The following is a 16,897-nucleotide window of genomic DNA, read 5'->3' as shown; positions in this document are numbered from 1 at the left end:
TCGCCGCGATCAGTCGGCCAGGGTCAGCGAGACGCGGCGGTTCATCCGGCCCTTCTTCTCGATCTTGTCGATCTCGACCCGGCCGATTTCGGCGGTGCGGGCGACGTGGGTGCCGCCGCAAGGTTGCAGGTCCACCTGATCCTCGCCTGCGCCGATGCGGATCAGGCGGACGCGGCCCTGGCCCACGGGCGGCATCACCGACAGGGTCTTGACCAGGCCCGGGTTGGCGGCAAGCTCGGCATCGGTGATCCAGCTTTCGGTCACCTTGAGGTCGCGCTCGATCAGCGCGTTCAGCGCGGCCTCCAGCGCCGGCACGTCATCGGGCGGCTCGGGCATGTCGAAATCCAGCCGGCCACGGTCGGCGCCGACCTGGCCACCGGTCACCGGCAAGGGGATCACCACCGACAGGAGGTGCAGCGCGGTATGCACCCGCATGTGGCGGTAGCGCCGGGTCCAGTCCAGCCGCTGGCGGACCTCGGCGCCCACCGGGGGCAGCGGCAGCGGCTCGGCCGGGACAAGGGCCACGCCGCCCTCGGCCTTGACCGTGGTGGCGATGGCCAGGCGGCCGCCGTCCCAGACCAGCCAGCCGCTGTCACCGGGCTGGCCGCCGCCGGTGGGGTAGAACAGGCTGCGGTCCAGCACGATGCCGCCTTCCGGCGTGTGGCCGGTGACACGGGCGGGCGCTTCCTGAAGGTAGGGGTCGGCGCGGTAAAGCAGGTCGGTCATGTCGGGTCGGCAGCGCGCTTGCGCCCTCCTTTCGGGTTGGTCTCGGGGTCGGCGACCACCTCAGGCGCAGAGGACCGCGGCCCGGACAGGGCGGCAACGATCTCTTCGGCATTGCGGATGGTGATTTCCGATTGCGCGAAGGGGATCTCGATGCCTTCTTCCTGAAAGCGTCGCACGATCTGGTGGTTGATGTCGCTTTTCACCTGCAGCGAAAAGTTGACGTCGCGCAGGATGACGCGAATCTCGAACATCATCGCATCGGCACCGAACCCCTGCAGAACGATGATCGGCGGCGGGTTCAGCACCACCAGCGGCTGCGCCTCGGCGATTTCGCGCAGCACCGCCTCGACCTTGCGGGTGTCTGACCCGAAGGCCACGCCGACCGGCACGATCAGCCGACCCGCAAGGCCGAAGCGCGTCCAGTTCTTCACTTGCTGGCTGACCAGATCGGCGTTCGGCACCACCACCATGGTGCGGTCGAAGGTCTGCACCCGGGTCGAGCGTACCGAGATCGACTTGACGATGCCCTGCACGCCGCCGACCTCGATCCAGTCGCCCTCGCTGACCGGCCGCTCGATCAGCAGGATGATGCCGGCAACGAAGTTCGACACGATGTTCTGCAGGCCGAAACCGATGCCGACCGACAGCGCGCCGGCGACGATGGCCAGGCCGCTGAGGTCGATCCCGGTGGCGTTGATCGCGGCCAGCGCGGCCAGGAAGATGCCGACATAGCCGGTGCCCGACACCAGCGCGGTGCGGCCGCCCAGGTCCATCCGGGTCCGCGGCAGGATCGAGGTGCGCAAGGCCCCCTGGAACGCCCGCGTCAGCATGTAGCCGATGGCGAAGATCACCGCGAACAGCAGGAAATCGGTCGGCGAGATGCGGGTCTCGCCCATCTGGAAGCCTTCGCGGAAGCGGGTCCACATCTCGGTCATGTCGGCCAGGCGCGCGCCCCAGATCAGCGCGAAGACCGGCACCGCCAACAGCGTCAGGCCAAAGCCGATCAGCACCGGCACCAGGCCCTCGCGGTCGGCTGCATCGTCCCCGGGCGAGACCATGGCCCAGAGATCGGCAAGCAGGCGTTGCACCACCAGGACCAGGGTGATCAGCGCCAGCGTCACGATGGCCGGGAAGATCAGCGCCCGGCCGGCGGCGACATAGCCGAAGGTGGCAAGCGCCGGGGCCACAAGGCCGATTGCGCCCACGGCGCGGGCCAGGATCGACAACAGCGTCAGCACATAGCTTTGCGTGCCCGCCTCGCGGGCAAGCCGCAGGATGCGGCCCATGCGGATCAGCACCAGCCCGCCGGCGACCAGGATCGGGAAGGTGGCAACCGCGGTGACCGCGTCGGAATAGGCCTGCTCATCCATCGCGATGCCGCGCAGGGCATCGACGGCGACGACCAGCCCCATCATCCGGGCCAGGAACCGGCCCTCGGTGCGGCGCTCGGGCGGCAGCGGCAGCACGGCGTCTTCGCCCTGGGTGCGCGGGAAGGCGCGACCGCCCAGCCAGACCGCGACGAACAGCGTGAAGCCCAGGTAGGGCAGCGCCAGCGCGATCCGCTTCGTCACCTCGCCCAGAAGGCCGCTGTAGACCAGCGCCGTCGTCAGCGCCACCATGCCGGCGGTTGGAACCACCACCTGCCCCAGCGAAGCCAGCAGCGACAGGACCCGCCGCCGCGCCTCGGAACCGCCGGCCTGCACCCGGTCGACAAACCGCTCGATCCAGCCTCGGGCATAGATGGTAAGGCCGGCCCAGATCGCGATCAGCATCAGGATCAAGGGCAGGTTGTTCAGGAATTCGCTGCGGGCAGACTTGTCCAGCCAGCCGTCGCGCGCCTCTTCCCAGGTGCGCAACAGCGTGTCCGAAATGCCGATGGCAGCCTCGGGCCAGTTCGCCGGGTTCACCGGCGCGGGCCACAGTTGCAGCAGCTCATCGGCCTGGCGTTCGCGCTGGATGCGGTCGATCTCGCGGATCAGGCCGTCGGCGCGGCGGTAGGCCTCTTCGGCGGCGATGCCGGGCGATTGCAGCTTGACCAGCAGGTCGGCCAGTTCCGTCCGCCGTGCGGCGATTTCCGGGGCCTCGGTGGCGCCCTCTTCCGGCGGCGAACCCAGCGCGGCGATCTGTTCCTTGACCGTGGCGATGCGGGCCGAATTGGCGTTCTGCGCCGTCAGCAGCGCCGCGCGCCACTTTGCCAGCTGGCCGCGCAATTCGTCCAGCCGTTCGTCGCCGATGTTGCGGTTCTCGATCTCGCCTTCGGCGCGGGTGGCGGTCTTTTCCCAGTCGCCGTAGTCCACCGCCTCGGCGGCCGCGCCGGTGTCTTGCGCCAGCGCCGGGGCAACCGGTGCCAGCGCCAGCAGCAGCGCAAGGACCAGCGCCAGGACGGCGCGCAAGGGCGCGATGAGGTCAGACGTCTTCATAGACCGAAGGCAGTGCGCGGGCGCCGCGGGCCAGCCAGTCCGGCACCGGCAGACCCTTTTCGCGCAGGAAGACCGGGTTGTAGATCTTGGACTGATAGCGGCTGCCATAGTCGCACAGGATGGTGACGATGGTGTGCCCCGGCCCCATTTCGCGCGCCATGCGGATGGCGCCGGCAATGTTGATCCCGGTCGAGCCGCCCATGCACAGGCCCTCGTCGGTGAGCAGATCGAAGATCACCGGCAGCGCCTCGGCATCGGGGATGCGCCAGCTGAAATCCGGGCGCAGGCCTTCAAGGTTCGCCGTGATGCGGCCCTGGCCGATGCCCTCGGTGATGGAACTGCCGGGCGCGTCCAGGTGTCCGGTGGTATAGAACGCATGCAGCGCCGCCCCTTCCGGGTCGGCCAGGCCGATCTTCACGCCTTTCGGCTGCAGCGCCGCGGCGACACCTGCCAGCGTGCCCCCCGACCCTACCGCGCAGACGAAGCCATCGACGCGGCCTTGCGTCTGCTGCCAGATTTCCGGCCCGGTGGTTTCCAGATGGGACTGGCGGTTGGCCACGTTGTCGAACTGGTTGGCCCAGATCGCGCCCATCGGCTCGGTCCGCGCCAGGGCCTCGGCCAGCCGGCCCGAGTAGCGGACATAGTTGTTGGGGTTGCGGTAGGGCGCCGCCGGCACCTGCACCAGTTCGGCCCCCGCCAGGCGGATCATGTCCTTCTTTTCCTGGCTCTGGGTTTCGGGGATCACGATGACGGTGCGGAACCCCATGCTGGCGCCCACCAGCGCCAGCCCGATGCCGGTATTGCCCGCGGTCCCCTCGACGATGGTGCCGCCGGGGCGCAACTCGCCCCTGGCGATGGCGTCACGGATGATGAACAGCGCGGCGCGGTCCTTGACCGACTGGCCGGGGTTCATGAACTCGCACTTGCCCAGGATGGTGCAGCCGGTCAGCTCGCTGGCGCGACGCAGCTTCAGAAGCGGCGTGTTGCCAATGGTTTCGGCCAGGTCGCTGTGGATCGGCATGCGTCGTCCCTTCCTTTTGCCAAGGTGTAGGGAAGCCGGCCTGCAAACTCAAGCGGCGGCGGGTTTGCGCGCCCCGAACAACGTCCGCGCACCCGGCACCAGCACCACCGTGGCGATGAAGATCGACGTCAGGCACCACACCGCCGGCGCCTCGTTCGGGTTGCGGGTCAAGAGGTTGGCCGCGACCGGGCCGATCAGGGCGTGGAACAGCGTGAACCGCCAGGCGCCGTAGAACAGCGGCATGACGAAGACCGCCAGCACATAGGCCGGAAAGCCGAAGTTGGTGCCCAGCACCCGGTCGGCGGCCTCGAACAAGTCGCTGTAGGGCACGGTCCAGCCCAGGTGCCAGGTGCCGGTGACGGTGCAGAGCGGCGTGCCGCACAAGGGCCGGCCCAGTTCGCATGCCCCGGTCCAGGGCCAGGGCACCAGTTGCAGCAGCATCAGCCCCGAGGCAATGGTGGCCCAGCGCATCACCCGGCGGCGCAGTTGCGGGCTGGCTTCGGGGCGCAGGAAGGCCAGCAGGAAGGCATTGATGAAGATCGGCTGGATCACGATATGCAGCATCGACAGCGCGGTGGCGGCCTGGTTGGACGGGGTGCCGCATTGGTCGATCACCAGATAGCCCCAGAGCTGCAGCGCCTCCATCGCGGCGAAGAACAGGATGGTCAGCGGGATCGCCGACGCATCGCGCCGCCACCAGCTGACGACCGCTCCGGCCACGCCGAGGGCGACCATTCCGCCCGTGGCCTCGATGCTCCAGCACATGATGCGCGGCCTCCTGCTTGCAGCGCCACCATGGGCCTCGACGCAGCGCGGCGCAATTGCGGCCTCCAGCCGCAGCCGGCGGCAGCGGGTCCCGGCGGGGACCGGAGTGACTTGACTTTGCGCCTGACGGCGCGGGGCCTTTCTCTTCGTCGGCGGCTGCGCGCCTGCTCAGCCGGATGGGGGGCTAGCCCCCCAAACCCCCCAGGGTATTTCGGCCAAGATGAAGACCATGCCGCTTCATCCCGGCAAGAAATACCCCCGCCGGAGGCATCCGGCGCGGCACGTCAGGTCGAGGTCAGCGCCACAAGCCCGTTCGCCACCCCGTCGCGGCGGGTCTCAAGGCCCAGGCCCAATTGCGGAAAGTAGACCCAGCGCCGGCTGTGCGCGCCAGCCTTGCCGGTGAACGTCGCCTCGACCGGAACCGTTTCATAGCTGCAGCCCGACAGCCTGACCGGCTTGCCCGGCAGAAAGCTGAAGACGGCGTCCCAGGAGGTGCGACTGCGGCTGACGATCTCTTTCATGAAGTCGCCGTAGCCCACATCCTTGCGAACCTCCTTCACCTTGCCCGACCAGCCGGTGCTGGCCTGCGGCGCAACGGTCTTGCGGCCATAGGTCCAGGTGAACTCGGGCGGGGCGCTGCCGACGACGGGCAGCTCGCTTTCGCTCAGCACACGCGAGGTCTCGAAGACGCCATTCTCGACCCGCCGGCGGTCGATCCGATCGCCCCGGTTGGTGACATAGTCGATGACGACCATGCCATCGCTTTCGCGGCGGGCCAGGCCGCGGCTGCCGTCCTTCCGGGTGAACAGGATGCCGCGGTCAAGGTCGGGAAGCGCGCAGGATGCGGCCCCGGCGGGGCGGACAAAGGCGGGTGCGGCCAGCGCCGAAAGGCCCAAGCCCAGCGCGGCACGTCGGTTCAGGATCATTCTGGAACGCTCCGGGATCAAACGGTTTTCGACGCGAAACCTATCCAGTTCCAGGCCGCCTGTCAGATGAATTCCGCCGTCATCTGCACGCCCCGCCCCCTTCGAGCGGCGGGGTGGGTGGGTGGGCGCCGCTCGAAGGGGGCCGGCCCCGGAACGGGGCCGATCCTTACCTCGGCGCAAGCCTCAGTCGCGCGCGACCAGCAGCCCGTCGGCCTTGAGGCCGGCATAGCATTCGTCCAGCGACTTGCGCGCCCGGTCGACCAGCACGTCGATCTCGGCCGGGGTGATCACCAGCGGCGGGGCGATGATCATCCGGTCGCCCACGGCCCGCATGATCAGGTCATTGGCAAAGCAGCGCTCGCGGCAACGGTAGCCGACCGCCCCCTCCTCGCCGGCGAACCTCGCCCGGCGCGCCTTGTCCGGCGTCAGCGCGATGGACCCCATCAGCCCCACCAGCTTGGCCTCGCCCACCAGCGGATGCTCGGCCAGCGCGTCCCAGCGCTGCTTGAGGTGGGGGTGCGCCACGTCGCGGACATGCTCGACGATATGCTCGTCCTGCATGATCCGCAGGTTCTCCAGCGCCACCGCACAGGCGACCGGGTGGCCGCTGTAGGTGTAGCCGTGGAAGAACTCGCCCGCGCCGCCCACGACCTCGGCCACCTCGTCGCAGATGATCGAACCGCCGATCGGCTGGTAGCCCGAGCTGAGGCCCTTGGCGATGGTCATGATGTGCGGCTTGATGCCGAAGGTCTGGCTGCCGAACCATTGCCCGGTGCGGCCGAACCCGGTGATCACCTCATCCGCGATCAACAGGATGCCGTATTTGTCGCAGATGCGCTGGATTTCCGGCCAGTAGGTCTTGGGCGGCACGATGACGCCGCCAGCGCCCTGGATCGGCTCGCCGATGAAGGCGGCCACGTTGTCGGGGCCGATCTCCATGATCTTCGCTTCCAGTTCCTGCGCGCGCATCAGGCCGAAGTCGTCCTCGGACATGTCGCCGCCCTCGCCCCACCAGTAAGGCTGGCCGATATGCTCGATTCCCTCGATCATGCCGCCATGGGCGTGGATCGGCTTCATGCCGCCAAGGCTGCCGCCCCCCATGGTCGAACCATGGTAGCCGTTCCAGCGCGCAATGATGGTGCGGCGCCAGGGCTTGCCCTTGACGTCCCAGTAACGGCGGACGAGGCGGATGTTGGTATCGTTGGCCTCGGACCCGGACGAGGCGAAGAAGACGTGGTTCAGATCGCCCGGCGCCAGTCTGGCGATTTCCGCCGCCAGCGCGATGGCGGGCACGTGGGTGGTCTGGAAGAAGGTGTTGTAATAGGGCAGCTCTTGCATCTGCCGCGCCGCGACCTGGGCCAGTTCCTTGCGGCCATAGCCGATGTTCACGCACCACAGGCCCGCCATGCCGTCGATGATCCGGTGGCCCTCGCTGTCGGTCAGCCAGACGCCTTCGCCGCGCAGGATGACGCGGGCGCCCTTGGCGGCCAGGCCCGCCTTGTCGGTGAACGGATGGAAGTGATGCGCAGCGTCCAGCTTCTGCAGCTCGGCCGTCGGCAGATGGTTGGTGATCATGTTCATGGCAGCGCCTCCAGACGGAATCGGCCGGGGCCGGACGCCCCGTTGCCCGCAGCTTATGATCAAATTCCCCCCGCTTCAACAAATTTGATCAAATTTGATCCGCCCACCGCCGCCAGCCTCGGGGGCGCTGCCCCCCGAACCCCCGCCTGGGGCATCCCCGGCCGATGCCGGGATCCCCGCCGGACGCGGAGCGTCGCGTCGATGCCGGGCGGCCGAGCCGGTTGCGCGATTGCGCGCAGAGGCGAGAGGAAAGGCGTGTGGCCGCCCTTTGCGGCCACTCCGCTGGATCACGCCGGCCTTGCGAACACCCGCAGGTGAATGCCGGCGCGGGCGCGGACGGTCAGATGGGCGACTGGAATCGGCTCGCGGCCGGCAATCGGTTCGAAGCGGAAGGCGCGGGCCAGCAGCGCCAGCATCAGCGGACCCTCGACCATGGCGAAGCCGGCGCCGCTGCAGACCCTTGGGCCGGCCGAGAACGGCAGGAAAGCCTCGCGCGATGACAGCCGGCCGGCCTCGGTCTGCCAGCGGTCGGGGTCGAAGCTGTCGGGGTTGGCCCAGAGCCGTTCGTGCCGGTGCAGGTGCCAGGGCGACAGCACGATCTGCGCGCCGGGCGCGACCTTGCGACCGCGGAAATCCTCGGGGCAGCGGTTTTCGCGCACCATCATCGGCACCGGCGGGTAAAGCCGCAGCGCCTCGCGGAACACGTCGCGGGCGCGCCGCAGCCGGGCCACCGCGGCGAAATCGGGCGCCTCGCTCAAGGCGCGGGCCTCTTCGGCCACCTCTTCCTGCACCTCGGGGTGCAGGGCCAGCAGATACAGCGTCCAGGCCAGGGCCGAGGCGCTGGTCTCGTGCCCGGCCAGGAAGAAGATCGCCACCTGGTCCACCATCTCGGCCGCCGCGAAGCGTTCGCCGGTCAGCGGGTCGGCGGTGGTCATGATCTTGGTCGCCAGGTCGTCCGGCGCCGTTCCCGCCGCGATCTCGGCCGCGCGCGCTTCGGTCAGTTGCGTGATCAGCCCGCGGATCAGCGCGGCCGAGCGTTTCGTCGCCCGCCGGTGCAGCCGCGGCATCCAGGACGGCAGCGGCAGGAAGGCCGCCAGGTTCAGCAAGGGCTGGGTGCGCTGGTAGGCACGGAATTCGTGGAACACCTGCGCAGCGATCTGGTTCTCGATCGGGATCGAGAACAGCGTGCGGAAGATCACGTCGGCGGCGGCATGGCTCATCGCCTCTTCCACCTCGACCTCGCCTTCCGGCATCCGCGCCACCGCGGCCTGCGCTGCGGCCAGCATCGCCGGATAGGTGTCCTTCAGCCGGCCGCCTTCGAACGCCGGGTCGATGATCCGGCGCTGCCGCTTCCATTCCTCGCCGTTGGTGACAAAGACCGACCGGCCCAAGAGCGGCGCCAGCCCTTCGCGGATGCGGTTCGACTTGGGGAAATCGTCGGGCCGTTCGTTCAGCACCCGGGTCACCAGGGCGGGGTCGTTGCACAGGTAGCTGCGGAAGAACGGGGTGCGAAACTCGGCCATCCAGGCGCGGTAGAGCCGTGCCGGCTGGGCCGAGAGAATGTCGCGCCGGAACAGCCGCAGGTAGGCAAGCAGCGAAACCTTGTCCGGCCGCGGCGCGGGTTTGGGCGGCTGCGGGCGGCGGATCGGGCAGTCTTTCATGGCGCAAGGCCCGTATGAGGGTTCACCGCCTTGGTGATGCGGCTGGCCGAGGCTGCACGGCCGCGGAACCGCTCGGCCAAGGTCAGCGGACCGGCGGTGATGCGGAAGTAGTCGAACTCGCCCGGCCGCCCGCGAAGGCCGTCGAAGGCACAGAGATACTGGAAGTGCAGCCGGAAGAAGCGCCAGCGCAGCGCCTTCCAGCGCTGGGGCGACAGGGTTTGGGTGAAGGCGGCGGACACGATCAGCGGCCAGCGCTGGTTCGGCGGGGCGACGCCGGACACCGCGACCGGGTCACACAGCGCAAAGGCGCAGCCGTCGCCGGGGGCGGTGACGTCGACCCAGGTGATCTCTTCCCGGGCGGACAGGTAGCGCAGGTCGGCGCGCAGGCGGTGCGCCCCGGGCAGGAACGACACCATGGGCACGACCTGGCCCAGCGTCAGGAAGGCCAGCGCCGGGCGATGCAACGGCAGGCCGCCGCGGATCAGGTCGGCCAGGATCGAGATGCCGACATGGGCGCCCGAGGAATGGCCGACCACCAGCACCTCGTCGAAGTCCTGCTCCAGCGCGGCGCGGATGGCGGCGCGGAACTCGGCCATGCGGGTTTCCAGGGCCGGCGGATTGGCCCCGCCCGACAGCGCCGAGAAGGCGTAATCGTGCATCAGGTAGTAGGCATAGACCTTGTGATCGACCGAGCGGAACCAGCGCAGCCCGGCCGTGACCACGGCGGCAAAGGCGATCAGGCCCAGCGTCCAATGGGTGAAGGCCGCGACCAGCGCCGCAACCGCCCCGCCGGCCAGCACCGCGGCCAGGAGTTGCAGCGTCAGGAAGGTGATCGGATACAGCGCAGCAATGGTCGGCCCCTTGCGCAGCTTGATCAGCCCGATTAACGCCCCTGACCCGATGTAGGCCCAGGCGGTGCGGACCAGTTGCGTATAGGTCGCGAGGATCGAGTTCGACATGCTGTCGCGCACGATGTCGGACCAGACCAGCACCTCGACATCCGCCTCGACCCGACCACCCTCGATTTGTCCGGTGACGTGCCAGCCGAACGGGCCTTTGGTAGTTTTCGCTGTCTGATCAATGGAATAGCCGCCCAGGCGCGCCTGTTCGGTGCCTTCCTTGCGGTACAGTTCGCGGTAGCGGCGGGGATGAATCGGGTCGTAGCCAGGAATATAGAAGACACGCCGGCGAAACGTCCGGGCCGCGGCTTCGACTGGGGTCGGTTCAAGCAGGTCCTGATCCATTCAACCTGTCCTTGCATCGATGATGCCCGGATTTCGCGCCGCGCCTAGGGGGAATAACAGGGGTGCGACATCATCCCAGCAGGGGGATGCCCAGCGCGTCGAAGCCTTCCAGCAGCCACCAACTGAAATCGGTGAAGGCGCCGGTGACCAGCGCAAGGCCGACCAGCAGCAACAGCCCGCCCATCGCGCGCTCGATCCATTTCATGTGCCGTTTCAGCCGGTTCATCAGGCCCATCGCGCGGCTGATGAACAGCGCTGCCAGCAGGAACGGCAGGCCCAGGCCCAGCGCATAGACCGCCAGCAGCACGGTGCCTCGGGCCAGGCTGCCCTCTTGCGCGGCCAGGCTGAGGATGGTGCCCAGTTGCGGGCCGATGCAGGGCGTCCAGCCGGCGGCGAAGGCCAGACCCAGCACGAAGGCGCCCAGCGCCGAGCCGCCGCGGTCGCCGGCGTCCAGCCGCGCCTCACGGTCAAGGATCGGGATGCGGAACACGCCCAGGAAATGCAGCCCGAAGACAATGACCACCCCGCCGGCGACCCGGGCGAAGACCTGCTGATTCGTCAGGAAGAACGCCCCGAAGGCCGAGGCGGCAAAGCCCAGCAGCAGAAAGACGGTGGAAAGGCCCAGCACGAAGAACAGGGCCGGCAGGATCACCCGGCGACGGGCGGCGCCGGTACCCGTCATCTCGCCCATCGAGATGCCGCCCATGTAGGCCAGGTAGGGCGGCACCACCGGCAGCACGCAGGGGCTGAGGAACGACAGCACGCCGGCCACCAGGGCAACGGCCATGGCAGGCAACAGGCTGGCGTCGAAGAGGTCGATCCCGAACATGCCGCCCTTCCTAGCGTGGCGCCGAGCCGCCGTCACGGGGGCGGGCGTCACTTTGCCGGGATGGCGCTGTCACAATCCGCCGCAAGCGGTTATCACGCCGGCATGTCCGACGTGCCACCCTGGGATGCCGAGATCGACTGCGAAGGGCTGTTGTGCCCGCTGCCCGTGTTGCGTGCGCGCAAGCGGCTGATCTTGCTGGCGCCGGGCATGGTGCTGTGCGTGCGGGCGACCGATGCCATGGCGGCGGTGGACCTGCCGCATTTCTGTACCCAGGCGGGGCACGCCTACCTGGGCGCGCAGACCGAGGGCGCCGTCACCCTGCACCTGATCCGGGCGAAAGGATAAGGGGGGCCGCAAAGGCCCCCCCGGTTCGGATCAGCGGCCCAGCGACCACCAGCCCTTTTTTCGCGCCTTCGGCGGGCCGTCATCGTCTGCCGGCTCGGGCTCAGGCTTGGACTTGGGCGCCGGAGCGACGGGCGCAGCCTCTTGCGGATCGGCGCGCAGGCCTTCGGCTGCAAGACTGTCCTCGCCCGGATCGGCCTGCAGGTTCGGCAGGTCCGGCGCCTCGGCCGCCTTGGCGCGCGGTTTGCGGGTGCTGGTGCGCTTTTTCGGCGGCTCTTCGGCCGCTGCGGTGGCAGGATCGGCCACCGGCTCGGCCGTCACCTCGGCCTCGGGTTCCGGGGCCGCGGCCGCGGTCGCCGCCTCTGCAGACGCCTCGGCGGGCGCCTCTGGGGACGCCTCTGCGGGCGCATCGTCCCGTGCCGCGGCAGACTTGCCGCGCGGTTTGCGCGTGCGCTTGGGCTTGGCCGGCGCGTCCTCGGCCGGGGGCGCGGCATCGACGGCAACCGCCTCATCCGAACCGTCGGCCTCGTCCGAGTCGTCCTCGTCAGCCTCGGCGCCTCCGCCCTGCCCGTCGGCCGACTGGCCATCGCGGCCGCCCCGACGACGCCGACGGCGGCGGCGCTTCTTCTTGCCGCCACCCGCCGCATCGCCCGCCGCTTCGGCGCGGCCACTGCCGCGGGTCTCGGTCTCTTCCGCGTCGACATCCTCGTCTTCGTCGACCAGATCATCGACGAGGTCGTCGTCGTCCTCTTCGACCGGCGCGCCCATCAGCCCGGCATGGCCCGACACCACCGGCAGCGGTTCGGGCACGACGCGGGTGGCGGTCTTGAACTTCTCGATGGCGTAGTCCGGGCTGACCAGGGCCGGATCGGCCTCAAGCCGCACCGCCATGCCGTAGCGCGCCTCGATCAGCGCGATGTGCTCGCGCTTCTGGTTGAAGAGATAGTTGATGATGCCGACCGGCGCCTTGAGCAGCACCTCCTTGCTGCGCTTGCGGGTGCCTTCCTCTTCCAGCGCGCGCAGGATGGTCAGCGCCATGCTGTCGTCGCTGCGAATGAGGCCGGTGCCGTGGCAATGCGGACAGGGCTGGGTGGTCGATTCCAGCATGCCGGGGCGCAGCCGCTGCCGGCTCATCTCCATCAGGCCGAAACCGCTGATGCGGCCGACCTGGATGCGGGCGCGGTCGGTCTTCAGCTTGTCCTTCAGGCGCTTTTCGACCGAGAGGTTGTTCTTGCGCTCTTCCATGTCGATGAAGTCGATGACGATCAGGCCGGCCAGGTCGCGCAGGCGCAACTGACGGGCGATCTCTTCGGCAGCCTCGAGGTTGGTCTTGAGCGCGGTTTCCTCGATCGAGCCTTCCTTGGTGGCGCGGCCCGAGTTCACGTCGATGGCGACCAGCGCCTCGGTCACGCCGATGACGATGTAGCCACCGGATTTCAGCTGCACCACCGGGTTGAACATGGCGGCCAGGTAGCTTTCCACCTGGTGGCGGGCGAACAGCGGCATCGGCTCTTCGTAGCGTTTCACCTGCCGGGCGTGGCTGGGCATGATCATCTTCATGAAGTCCTTGGCGGTGCGGTAGCCCGCCTCGCCCTCGACCAGGACTTCGTCGATCTCGCGGCTGTAGAGGTCGCGGATCGTGCGCTTGATCAGGTTGCCTTCCTCATAGATCGTCGCTGGCGCGATCGAGCGCAGCGTCAGGTCGCGGACCTCTTCCCAGAGCCGCATCAGGTATTCGTAGTCGCGCTTGATCTCGGCCTTGGTGCGCTTGGCGCCCGCGGTGCGGATGATCAGGCCCGCGCCTTCGGGCACTTCCATCTCGCCGGCGATTTCCTTCAGCTTCTTGCGGTCCACCGCATTGGTGATCTTGCGGCTGATGCCGCCGCCCCGGGCGGTGTTCGGCATCAACACGCAGTAGCGCCCCGCAAGCGACAGGTAGGTGGTTAGCGCGGCGCCCTTGTTGCCGCGCTCTTCCTTGACGACCTGGACCAGCATGATCTGCCGGACCTTGACCACTTCCTGGATCTTGTAGCGGCGCGAGCGGTTGCGCTTGGGCGCGCTGATTTCTTCGGCCACGTCCTCTTCGGCGATCGACTCGATCTCGTCGTCGGTCTCCGAGGCATGGTCCACGGCCCGGTAGGCCGTTTCGCCGTTGCCGTTGCCGTTGCCGTCACCGTTCGTCTCGGCCGCAGGCGCGGCTTCGACGGCGGGGTCCAGGGCGGCCGGGGTCTCGACAGCCTCGGCCGCCGGCTCTGCGGTTTCCTCATCAAGGTCGACCACGTCCATTCCCGACGGGCCGGATCTCACCGCATCGCCGCGGCTGCCTTCGGCCTTGGGGCGCGGCGCGCGGCGGCGGTGACGGCGGTTGTCTTCCTCTTCCTCGGCTCGGGCAAGCTGGCGTTCCTCTTCCAGCAGCGCCTTCCGGTCGGCCATCGGGATCTGGTAGTAATCCGGGTGGATTTCGGCAAAGGCCAGGAAGCCATGGCGATTGCCGCCATAGTCCACAAAGGCCGCCTGCAGCGAGGGTTCGACCCGCGTCACCTTGGCCAGGTAGATGTTCCCGGCCAGCTGGCGCTTGTTTACCGTCTCAAAGTCGAACTCTTCGACCTTGGAGCCGTCCACCACGACAACGCGGGTCTCTTCCGCGTGGGTGGCGTCGATGAGCATTTTCTTGGGCATGTTGTTCCATCGCGCCCCGCGCGCAAGCGCGCCCCCGGCGGACCGGAGGCGAATTCACGAGAAACGGAGCGGCTTGTCTGGGCGCGGGCGGCGGTCATGCGCGTGCGGCCGCTGCCCGGTGGGCAGACCTCGCCAGTCGCTGCAATGCTCGCGCGCCTCATCGCGGTTCACGTCAAGGGGGCCTTGCGGACCCCCCGCCTTGGTCAGCCTTCCAGGGCACGCAAAGCACCCCTTGGGCAATGTGCACGGCCTTGCGGCCGATCCGGCTCCCCCGTCCGGCGCCGCGGCGCATCTCGGCGCAGCAAGCGATCTTCAGACAAGGGAGAGAATTCCTCGGGCAGGAGATGCCTGCCTTGGCTCAACCCTAGCGGCAAAGCAGGACGAATGACAATGGGCGATTTCCGACCGACGCGACAGCTTCGCCCGGCCCGCCCCTGTCCGTCACGCGATCATTGACTCGAATCGAGTTTGGCGAGGAAATGAAGGGCATTGCTGCAAAGGGGTTCTGACATTGAATTCATATGGTCTTGCGTCCTTGGGGCGGCTTTCCCTTGTTGGATTTCTGGCGGCGGCCTGGCTTGCGCCCGGCACTGCCTTGGCGGCGTCGGTTGCCCTTGAGGAATTCTCGACGCCACTGATCTACGGCTTTGACGACGGACCGGAGTTGCGGGTCCTGGGTGACCGGGTGATTGCGCCGGGAACCGATACCACGACCCCCGGATACCCGACCTCGCCGGGGCCGGTGTTTGCGCTGGGGTCGCTGTCCGTCACCTTCGAGGCTGATTCCGGCGCCTACGCCGCCGAGGGCAACTGGCCGTATTTCCGCACCTATGACAGCCGGACCTTCGACTACGGAACATGGGGCCCGGACCGCAACGGCTATGCCTTTCTGCACGGTGGCACCGGGTATCTAAGGTTCGGGTTTTCCGAACCGGTGACCAAGGTCGGGGCCTTTCTGAACACCAGCGCGCCTTTGGGGCCGCAACATGACATGCTGATCGTCGCGCTGGGGCAGGATGGCGCCGAGCTTGAAATTCTGAACATTACCGCAGACTTGCCGTTTCACCCGGTGCTTGAGCGCGAGGGCGGCTTCCGCGGCATCGCCAGACCGACCGCCGATATCTGGAGCTTCGAGGTCCGCAACCGCTTTGCCGCGGTCGACAATCTGACCGTGGAAGGGCTGGGGCTGGGCGGCCCGATTCCCGCTCCGGTTCCGCTGCCCGCAACGGCGGCCCTGCTGCTGGCGGGACTTGCCGCTCTTGGTCTGCGGCGCCTGCGGTTCAGCTAGCACTGCATCTGCCAAGCGTGGCCCGTCCAGACCGCGGGGCCGGGCTTCTGGACCGGACCCCGCGCATCCGACGTGCCGGCCGTCACACGTAGTCTGACCGCGTCAGACTGTATTTCGCCATCTTCTCGTTCAGCGTCCGCCGCGGCAGGCACAATTCTTCCATCACCGCGACGATGCTGCCCTTGTGGCGGCGCATGGTGTTGTCGATCAGCATTCGCTCGAAGGCCTCGACGTATTCCTTCAGCGGCTTGCCTTCGGTGGTCATCGCCGGACCCGAGGCCTCGTTGTCGGCCATCAGCAGGCTGGCGATCGAGCCAGAGCCGCGGCGGTTCTGCAAGACCGCGCGTTCGGCGATGTTCACCAGTTGCCGCACATTGCCCGGCCAGGGCGCCTGCAACAGCTGGGCCGCCTCTTGCGCGGTGACCTGGGGCGCGTCGCAGCCGTATTCCTCGGCGAACTGCTCGGAAAGGCGGGTGAACAGCTGCAGGATGTCCTCGCCGCGCGTCCGCAGCGGCGGCAGCAGGATGGTCATCGCGCCGAGGCGGTAATAGAGGTCGGGCCGCAGCGTCTGTTCCAGTGTCATGTCGGGCGCGTGCTGGTTGCAGATCGCGATGATCCGGGTTTCCGGCGGCAGGCCCTGGTCGTTGATGAAGGTCAGCAGCCGGGCCTGCAGCGGGTTCGGCAGGGCCTCGATGTCTTCCAGGCACAGCGTGCCGCCGCGCGCCTCTTCCACCAGCGGGATCACCCCGTCCTCGCCCGGCCCGAACAGCTTGGCCGCCAGCTGGTCCTCGGACCAGGCGGCACAGGAAATGGTGACGAACTTCTTCGACCCCCGCGGCCCCACCGCATGCAGGGCGTGCGCGACCAGGGTCTTGCCGGTGCCGGTCTCGCCGTCGATCAGCACATGGCTGTCGGCCTGGCCCAGGTCGAGGATGTCCTCGCGCAGCCGTTCCATCGCCGGAGACGACCCCACCAGCTTCTTCATGATGGTGGTCCCGTCCGACAGCTCCTTACGCAGCGCGCGGTTGTCCAGCGTCATCCGCCGGGCCTGGGTGGCCTTCTTGGCCAGTTCGGTCATCCGGTCGGGGTTGAACGGCTTTTCCAGGAAATCGAAGGCGCCGACCCGCATCGCCTCGACCGCCATGGGCACATCGCCGTGGCCGGTGATCATGATCACCGGCAGGCCGCTGTCCTGGCTCATCAGGCGACGCAGGAAGGTCATCCCGTCCATCCCCGGCATCTTGATGTCGCTGACCACGACGCCTTGAAAATCCGCCCCGATCGCCTTCAGCGCATCCTCGGCGCTGGCATAGGTCTCGGTGTCGAACCCGCTCAGCGCCAGCCATTGGCTGATCGAGGCCCGCATGTCCGCCTCGTCATCGACGATCGCCACTTTCATCGCCCGTACCATGCCC

13 protein-coding genes are annotated in these 16,897 nt (G+C 68.3%); 2 read left to right on the top strand and 11 right to left on the bottom strand.

The window, feature by feature from the left end:
• Positions 1-9 precede the first annotated feature (9 nt).
• The 9 genes from LHP98_RS00350 to LHP98_RS00310 all read right to left on the bottom strand — a co-directional run bounded on the left by LHP98_RS00350 (position 10) and on the right by LHP98_RS00310 (position 11,173).
• A complete protein-coding gene (locus LHP98_RS00350; RefSeq protein WP_227250515.1) occupies positions 10-726 on the bottom strand; it encodes an alanyl-tRNA editing protein in 717 nt (238 codons plus the stop codon).
• A complete protein-coding gene (locus LHP98_RS00345; RefSeq protein WP_227250514.1) occupies positions 723-3,146 on the bottom strand; it encodes a DUF3772 domain-containing protein in 2,424 nt (807 codons plus the stop codon). Before LHP98_RS00345 ends, LHP98_RS00350 begins: the two co-directional genes overlap by 4 nt.
• Positions 3,133-4,167: a cysteine synthase A gene (locus tag LHP98_RS00340; RefSeq protein ID WP_227250513.1), complete on the bottom strand. Its 1,035-nt coding sequence runs from the start codon at positions 4,165-4,167 to the stop codon at positions 3,133-3,135. Before LHP98_RS00340 ends, LHP98_RS00345 begins: the two co-directional genes overlap by 14 nt.
• 48 nt (positions 4,168-4,215) lie before the next feature.
• On the bottom strand, positions 4,216-4,932 hold the full coding sequence (locus LHP98_RS00335) for a DUF5765 domain-containing protein (protein ID WP_227250512.1): 717 nt from the start codon (positions 4,930-4,932) through the stop codon (positions 4,216-4,218).
• Positions 4,933-5,216: 284 nt separating this feature from the next.
• Positions 5,217-5,858 carry a hypothetical protein gene (locus LHP98_RS00330; RefSeq protein ID WP_227250511.1) on the bottom strand — a complete coding sequence of 214 codons (642 nt, stop codon included), beginning with the start codon at positions 5,856-5,858 and terminating at the stop codon, positions 5,217-5,219.
• 183 nt (positions 5,859-6,041) lie between these two features.
• On the bottom strand, positions 6,042-7,439 hold the full coding sequence (locus tag LHP98_RS00325; protein ID WP_227250510.1) for an aspartate aminotransferase family protein: 1,398 nt from the start codon (positions 7,437-7,439) through the stop codon (positions 6,042-6,044).
• 287 nt (positions 7,440-7,726) lie between these two features.
• Entirely contained in the window at positions 7,727-9,100 is a 1,374-nt protein-coding gene (locus LHP98_RS00320; RefSeq protein ID WP_227250509.1) for a cytochrome P450, read from the bottom strand.
• Complete coding sequence (locus LHP98_RS00315; protein WP_227250508.1) at positions 9,097-10,344, bottom strand: hypothetical protein; 1,248 nt, start codon at positions 10,342-10,344, stop codon at positions 9,097-9,099. The genes LHP98_RS00320 and LHP98_RS00315 overlap by 4 nt, the downstream gene beginning before the upstream one ends.
• Positions 10,345-10,414: 70 nt before the next feature.
• Positions 10,415-11,173, bottom strand: a complete 759-nt coding sequence (locus tag LHP98_RS00310) for a cytochrome c biogenesis CcdA family protein (protein ID WP_227250507.1) — start codon at positions 11,171-11,173, stop codon at positions 10,415-10,417.
• A 102-nt stretch (positions 11,174-11,275) separates the two neighbouring features.
• Here LHP98_RS00310 and LHP98_RS00305 point away from each other — a divergent pair, with 102 nt between their 5' ends.
• Positions 11,276-11,518 (top strand): sulfurtransferase TusA family protein, encoded by a 243-nt coding sequence (locus LHP98_RS00305; protein ID WP_227250506.1) that lies wholly within the window; start codon positions 11,276-11,278, stop codon positions 11,516-11,518.
• Between the two features lie 30 nt (positions 11,519-11,548).
• Here the strand turns inward: LHP98_RS00305 and LHP98_RS00300 are convergent, their stop codons facing one another.
• A complete protein-coding gene (locus LHP98_RS00300) occupies positions 11,549-14,194 on the bottom strand; it encodes an Rne/Rng family ribonuclease (protein ID WP_227250505.1) in 2,646 nt (881 codons plus the stop codon).
• 511 nt (positions 14,195-14,705) lie between these two features.
• Here LHP98_RS00300 and LHP98_RS00295 point away from each other — a divergent pair.
• Positions 14,706-15,482 carry a hypothetical protein gene (locus tag LHP98_RS00295; RefSeq protein ID WP_227250504.1) on the top strand — a complete coding sequence of 259 codons (777 nt, stop codon included), beginning with the start codon at positions 14,706-14,708 and terminating at the stop codon, positions 15,480-15,482.
• 82 nt (positions 15,483-15,564) lie between these two features.
• Here the strand turns inward: LHP98_RS00295 and LHP98_RS00290 are convergent, their stop codons facing one another.
• Positions 15,565-16,893: a sigma-54-dependent transcriptional regulator gene (locus tag LHP98_RS00290; RefSeq protein WP_227250503.1), complete on the bottom strand. Its 1,329-nt coding sequence runs from the start codon at positions 16,891-16,893 to the stop codon at positions 15,565-15,567.
• Between the last annotated feature and the right edge of the window lie 4 nt (positions 16,894-16,897).

This window comes from Rhodobacter sp. Har01, from assembly GCF_020564565.1.
In the GTDB taxonomy this organism is placed as follows: Bacteria; Pseudomonadota; Alphaproteobacteria; order Rhodobacterales; family Rhodobacteraceae; genus Pseudogemmobacter.
This window is presented reverse-complemented; position numbering and strand designations above follow the sequence as displayed.

Excerpts from the sequence above, each read along its gene's own strand:
- LHP98_RS00350 (WP_227250515.1), bottom strand. The coding sequence starts at position 726 with ATGACCGACCTGCTTTACCGCGCCGACCCCTACCTTCAGGAAGCGCCC.
- LHP98_RS00340 (WP_227250513.1), bottom strand. The coding sequence starts at position 4,167 with ATGCCGATCCACAGCGACCTGGCCGAAACCATTGGCAACACGCCGCTT.
- LHP98_RS00315 (WP_227250508.1), bottom strand. The coding sequence starts at position 10,344 with ATGGATCAGGACCTGCTTGAACCGACCCCAGTCGAAGCCGCGGCCCGG.
- LHP98_RS00335 (WP_227250512.1), bottom strand. The coding sequence starts at position 4,932 with ATGTGCTGGAGCATCGAGGCCACGGGCGGAATGGTCGCCCTCGGCGTG.
- LHP98_RS00290 (WP_227250503.1), bottom strand. The coding sequence starts at position 16,893 with ATGGTACGGGCGATGAAAGTGGCGATCGTCGATGACGAGGCGGACATG.
- LHP98_RS00305 (WP_227250506.1), top strand. The coding sequence starts at position 11,276 with ATGTCCGACGTGCCACCCTGGGATGCCGAGATCGACTGCGAAGGGCTG.
- LHP98_RS00325 (WP_227250510.1), bottom strand. The coding sequence starts at position 7,439 with ATGAACATGATCACCAACCATCTGCCGACGGCCGAGCTGCAGAAGCTG.
- LHP98_RS00300 (WP_227250505.1), bottom strand. The coding sequence starts at position 14,194 with ATGCCCAAGAAAATGCTCATCGACGCCACCCACGCGGAAGAGACCCGC.
- LHP98_RS00345 (WP_227250514.1), bottom strand. The coding sequence starts at position 3,146 with ATGAAGACGTCTGACCTCATCGCGCCCTTGCGCGCCGTCCTGGCGCTG.
- LHP98_RS00330 (WP_227250511.1), bottom strand. The coding sequence starts at position 5,858 with ATGATCCTGAACCGACGTGCCGCGCTGGGCTTGGGCCTTTCGGCGCTG.
- LHP98_RS00320 (WP_227250509.1), bottom strand. The coding sequence starts at position 9,100 with ATGAAAGACTGCCCGATCCGCCGCCCGCAGCCGCCCAAACCCGCGCCG.
- LHP98_RS00310 (WP_227250507.1), bottom strand. The coding sequence starts at position 11,173 with ATGTTCGGGATCGACCTCTTCGACGCCAGCCTGTTGCCTGCCATGGCC.